The 4,785-nt window shown below is 67.8% G+C and carries 3 protein-coding genes and 1 pseudogene; all 4 read left to right on the top strand.

Annotation, left to right across the window (positions count from 1 at the left end):
- Window positions 1-189: 189 nt before the first annotated feature.
- Window positions 190-360 (top strand): annotated as a pseudogene (locus tag ACH4TV_RS48235) (IS701 family transposase); the annotation flags it as partial.
- An 821-nt stretch (window positions 361-1,181) separates the two neighbouring features.
- Window positions 1,182-2,723, top strand: coding sequence for an alanine/glycine:cation symporter family protein (locus tag ACH4TV_RS48230; protein WP_398407852.1), 1,542 nt, complete (start codon window positions 1,182-1,184; stop codon window positions 2,721-2,723).
- A gap of 504 nt (window positions 2,724-3,227) precedes the next feature.
- Window positions 3,228-4,526, top strand: a complete 1,299-nt coding sequence (gene nhaA, locus ACH4TV_RS48225; RefSeq protein ID WP_398407851.1) for a Na+/H+ antiporter NhaA — start codon at window positions 3,228-3,230, stop codon at window positions 4,524-4,526.
- Window positions 4,523-4,699 carry a hypothetical protein gene (locus ACH4TV_RS48220; RefSeq protein ID WP_398407850.1) on the top strand — a complete coding sequence of 59 codons (177 nt, stop codon included), beginning with the start codon at window positions 4,523-4,525 and terminating at the stop codon, window positions 4,697-4,699. The genes nhaA and ACH4TV_RS48220 overlap by 4 nt, the downstream gene beginning before the upstream one ends.
- Window positions 4,700-4,785: the final 86 nt, after the last annotated feature.

Below are 4,785 nucleotides of genomic sequence, written 5' to 3'. Positions count from 1 at the left end.
AGTGCCAGTGATCTCCCCTCACGAAATCTGAGACCCACCGAGCCAACCCGAGCCGGCCTGCGTGGCACTCACTTCGCAGGCCGGCCCACCGTGCCTTGTGCAGGCGGACGCCACGGCACCGTTGTGCCGGTGACCTTGACCGAGGCCTCCGGCGGCGGCGACATGATGCGCGTGCCGTCGGCCGCGCGGTTCTGGCTATTCGGCCTGCCCCAAGAAACCCCTATGACCGAACTGGTCCGCCTGGCAAAGATCCGCCGGCACATCGAGCACGACCACCGCGAACGCAAGCACGGCCTCGGCCATGACCACTTCGAAGGCCGCTCCTTCAACGGCTGGCACCACCACGCCATCCTCGTGACCCGGTACGGGTCATCCAGCCGCTTGAAGCACAGCCCTCCCAGCCTGGCCGCCGTCCATCCCGATCACTTCTGCGCCACCGACGGGTCGGTGGTCGACGGGCACATCGCCAGCGGCCGGCGCTGCGGCCCGCCGACGCGCAACACCGGTGAACGCGCTCCTATCTCCGGCAGCGTCCACGCTGCCCACCCTGCTCCTCCCCATCCTCAACTCCAGCCACATGCGCGAAGGGGATCGCAACAGCGCTGCAAGCGGCCCGACCACGCCATACGCCCGTGATGACCTGGACAAATCCGGGGCGTTGCGAAGGCTGGCGCACCAGTTGCCGCACCGCAGGGTGCAACGGTCAGGCACAAGCAGTGGAGCAACACATGTGGCAATCCGGCGCGGTTGAGCACTTCTGGGCACAACAGCTGCCCAACCGCCGCAGGTGAGCCCTGGTCGGCATCGTGCTTCCCCGTTTTCCGGAGTCGCCTGCTGCCCTGGTCGTCGGGCGAGATTGCAGCCGGTCGCACAACAGCACGATGCGGCAGCGCCGGTGGAAAAGGGCACGGCTGCCAACCCGGCCCGGATCCGGCCGCAACCGCGCCGCGTTCCCTCAGAGGATGCTCAAATCCGGATAACGATCGCGTCACTGCTCCTGGGATTGCGTCCCACCGACTCCTATTTGTGACTTGAGTCACGCGAGGCCGTGTGGGCAACGTGATAGGACTTCCCAATTCCTTCATGGGGCGATCTTTACCGTTTGCACACCGCCCCTTTACCTGGCTCCCGCTGTTGTGCCCGCCCTCACGTCCCCGTCCCCGTCCCCCGAGGTGCACCTGATGTCACTCGAGTCCGTCACGACATCCATCGACGACGCCGTCAGCGACTTCTTCGAACCCGTCGCCACGAACGTCGGTGACATCGTCTTCTATACCGTGCCCGTCGGCGACACCGACCTTCCGCTCATCGTCGCCTGGCTCGTAGTCGCCGGCCTGATCTTCAGCGGCTGGTTCGGGCTGATCCAGGTACGCAAGTTCAAGCTCGCCATCGACGTCGTGCGCGGCAAGTACGACGAGGAGGGCTCGCCCGGTGAGGTCAACCACTTCCAGGCGCTGACCGCCGCCGTCTCTGGCACCGTCGGCCTCGGCAACATAGCCGGTGTCGCCGTCGCCGTGTCCATCGGCGGCCCCGGCGCCACCTTCTGGATGATCCTGTGCGGCCTGCTCGGCATGGCGACCAAGTTCGTCGAGGTCACCCTCGGCGTGAAGTACCGCGAGGAGCACGCGGACGGCACCGTCTCCGGCGGTCCGATGCATTACCTGCCCAAGGGGCTCGCCGAACGCTTCGGCAACGGTGGCGCCAAGTTCGGCAAGGTGCTGGCCGTCCTGGCCTCCGTCATGATCCTCTTCTTCGGCCTGTTCGGCGGCAACCTGTTCCAGACCAACCAGAGCTACGCACAGGTCGCTTCGACCTTCGGCGGCGAGGACGGCTTCATGGCCTCCTCCGCCGGTGCCGTCCTCTTCGGACTGGTGGTAGCCGCACTGGTCGGCCTCGTACTGCTCGGCGGGATCCGCTCCATCGCCTCGGTCACCAGCAAGCTGGTCCCGGCGATGGCCGGCATGTATATCGCAGCCTGCCTGATCGTCATCCTGGTGAATGTCAGCGCGGTGCCGGACGCCTTCCAGGGCATCATCAAGGGCGCGTTCGAGGCCGACGGCGTCACGGGCGGTGTGATCGGCGCCCTGATCGTCGGCTTCCAGCGCGCGGCCTTCTCCAACGAGGCCGGTCTGGGCTCCGCCCCGATCGCCCACTCCGCCGTCAAGACCAAGCACCCCGCCAGCGAGGGTCTGGTCGCCCTGCTGGAGCCGTTCATCGACACCGTCGTCATCTGCACCATGACCGCGCTCACTATCGCCATCGCCAACCCGGCCAGCTGGGCCGCAGCCCGCGAAGGCAACGAGGACATCGGCGGCGTCACCATCACCTCCGACGCCTTCGAGACCGTGCTCCCCTGGTTCCCGGACCTGCTGACCGTCGCGGTGCTCCTGTTCGCCTTCTCCACAATCCTCACCTGGGGCTACTACGGCCTCAAGGCATGGTCGTACCTCTTCGGCAAGAGCCAGGTCAGCGAAACCATCTTCAAGGCCATCTGGAGCCTGTTCGTCGTCGCCGGTTCCCTTCTCTCCCTCGACACCCTGATCAGCCTGGCCGACTCGGCCCTGTTCCTGTTGTCCGTGTTCAACATCATCGGCCTCTACCTGCTCGCCCCCGTGGTCAAGCGCGAGCTCAACTCCTTCCTGGACTTCGTCCGCAGCCGCGACACGCAAACCACCACGGGCGGGGACCCCGAGGACGAGCGGGAACCCACCAAGGCCCTCTGACCCCCACATCGACCGCATCGCATCTGGGCTGCCGTGTACCGTTTTCCGCGGTACACGGCAGCCTCTCCTCGTCGAGGGGTGTCCATCTGCAGGCAGGTCACGGACCGCAGGACCGTGCGGAGGAGAAGCCGGTGCCGTTCGAGTACACCGCGGCAAAGATCCTGCTATCTGCCGGGCGGAACCCGCGTCGGCAGTATGCGGCTGTCTCAGATGTCTCCAAAGCCCGCTACCCAGCCACACCCACGGCTGGCCGATTGGCCACGATCGGCTGGATCCGCAGCACCCCAACGACCGTCAGATCGACCTCGGCGTGCCGTGTTCAGCCGAATCATGGGCCCCAGCTGCAGGCATAGGTTCTCGCTGGCTGTGGGGCGGGCTGGGCACCGCAGCAGGCTGCGGATAGGGTGTAAAGAATGCGTCAAGTGACGCGGGGTGTGCCGGGAAGTCTGGTCGGCGTCCGTAGGGCCGTGCGCCCTTTTGCCGACACCCCGGAGGTTCGCCGTCTTGGCCGCCGCCCCGCGCTCCCGTTCCCCCTTCCTGGGTCTTCTGCCGTGGCCCGAACGTCAGGCCGTTGCCCGGGCGTTGCGCACGGAGACCGTCGGCGGGTTGGTGCTGCTGGCCGCCGCAGTGGTGGCACTGGTGTGGGCGAACAGCCCACTGGCCTCCTCCTACACGGCGCTTCGCGACGTCCACTTCGGAATACCGGCGCTGGGTCTGGATCTGTCGCTCGGCCACTGGACCTCTGACGGGCTGTTGACCGTTTTCTTCCTGGTCGCGGGGATCGAGCTGAAGCGGGAACTGGTGGTCGGCTCGTTGCGCACCCCGGCCACCGCCGCGCTGCCGGTCATCGCCGCCGGGTGCGGCATGGCCGTGCCCGCCGCCCTCTACGCCGCCACCGCCGCTGCCGGCGGGGGCAGCATGGACGGCTGGGCGGTTCCGATGGCCACCGACATCGCCTTCGCCCTGGCAGTCCTGGCCGTCATTTCCACCCACCTGCCGACCGCCCTGCGGGCCTTCCTGCTCACCCTCGCCGTCGTCGACGACCTCGGCGCGATCCTGATCATCGCCGTCTTCTTCACCTCCGACCTCAACTACTGGGCGCTCGCCGGGGCGTTTGCCGGGCTGGTCGTCTTCTACCTTTTGCAGCGACTGCGGGTGCGCGGCTGGTGGTGGTATCTGCCGCTGGGCGTGGTGACCTGGGCGCTGATGTACAACGGCGGCATTCACGCCACCGTCGCCGGTGTCGCCATGGGACTGATCCTGCGCACCACCCGCGACAAGGGCGAACAGGCTTCGCCCGGGGAACGCACCGGGCATCTGCTGCACCCGCTGTCCGCCGGGGTCTGTGTGCCGCTGTTCGCGCTGTTCGCCGCCGGGGTCAGCGTCTCCGGCGACGCGCTGGGCAAGGTGTTCTCCACCCCCGAGCCTCTCGGTGTGGTCGTCGGCCTGGTCGCGGGCAAGATCCTCGGCATCTTCGTCGGCACCTACTTGGCAGCCCGCTTCACCCGCGCCCAGCTCAACCCCGACCTGGCCTGGGCCGACGTCTTCGGCCTCGCGACCCTGGCCGGCATCGGCTTCACCGTCGCCCTACTCATCGGCGAACTCGCCTTCCCCGGCACCGCCACCGGCGAGCACGTCAAGGCCGCCGTCCTCATCGCCTCCCTGGCCGCGGCCCTGCTGGCCGCCCTGTTCCTGCGCCGCAGGAACACCGTCTACCGTCACCTGTACGAGGAGGAGAACATCGACGAGGACGCCGACGGTATCCCCGACATCTACCAGCGCACCCCAGGCAGCGGCGCATGACACCCCCACGCACGCACCACCCACGGACACCCGCAGCGGCATGGCTGCTGATCTGCGTAGGGGCCACCGTGGCGCTCACCCTCACCACACCAGGCTGGGGTAAGATCCTCTACTTGACCGCTGCCGCCACCGCCCTGCGCACCGCAGCCCGCTCCGCGCGGGGCGCATGGTGAAGCCCATGCCGCGCCGGCGGCGCGCAGCTCTGTCGGTCCTCGCGTGGTGGACGGCCCTCACCTTCACACTCTGGCTGCTCAGCCAG

It is taken from the genome of Streptomyces sp. NPDC020898, from assembly GCF_044333925.1.
In the GTDB taxonomy this organism is placed as follows: Bacteria; Actinomycetota; Actinomycetes; order Streptomycetales; family Streptomycetaceae; genus Streptomyces.
Note: the sequence above shows the minus strand (reverse complement) of the source record. Positions and strands in the feature narration are given on the sequence as shown.